This is a genomic window from Vibrio sp. 2134-1, assembly GCF_033339495.1.
The window spans coordinates 1-552 of the sequence record NZ_JAWOUS010000825.1 but is presented as its reverse complement, the minus strand read 5'-3'; the positions used below and the strand labels follow the sequence as shown (position 1 = coordinate 552).

Annotated in this window: 1 pseudogene; it reads left to right on the top strand. The window is 43.5% G+C overall.

Features of this window, described 5'->3' with window-relative positions:
- Positions 1–475, top strand: a pseudogene (locus R7R78_RS28750) (cobyric acid synthase CobQ); the annotation flags it as partial.
- Between the last annotated feature and the right edge of the window lie 77 nt (positions 476–552).

Genomic DNA, 552 nt, shown 5'->3' with positions numbered 1-552 from the left:
TGGAAAAGTAATGGGCATTTGTGGTGGCTACCAGATGCTTGGTAAAACGATTGATGATCCAGACGGTGTAGAAGGTGAACCGGGTTCAAGCGAAGGTTTGGGACTATTGAATGTTCATACCGTGCTAACTGGTAGTAAACAGCTCACCAAGACTGAAGCTGTGCTCAATCTCAATAACCAAAAAGCGAAGGTGAAAGGTTATGAGATTCATGTTGGTAGAAGCCAGGTACTTGACGAACAACCGCTTGAACTCTACAACGGAGAATGTGACGGTGCCATTAGTGAATGTGGCCAAATTATGGGAACCTACTTGCACGGATTTTTTGACGAAGCGGAAGCGCTAAACCTCATTACTGAGTGGGTGAATGGCACTCAGGTCAAACAGCAAGATTTTGAAGCATTGAAAGAACAAGGTATTAACCGTATTGCGGATGCGATAGAACAACACATGAACCTTGACTTTCTGTTTAAATAACTCGTTAACCAAACGCTATCTTTAACCAAATTTTCTCTCGGCTCCTTATTAGAAAAACGGATCGGGCAGGGAACGCA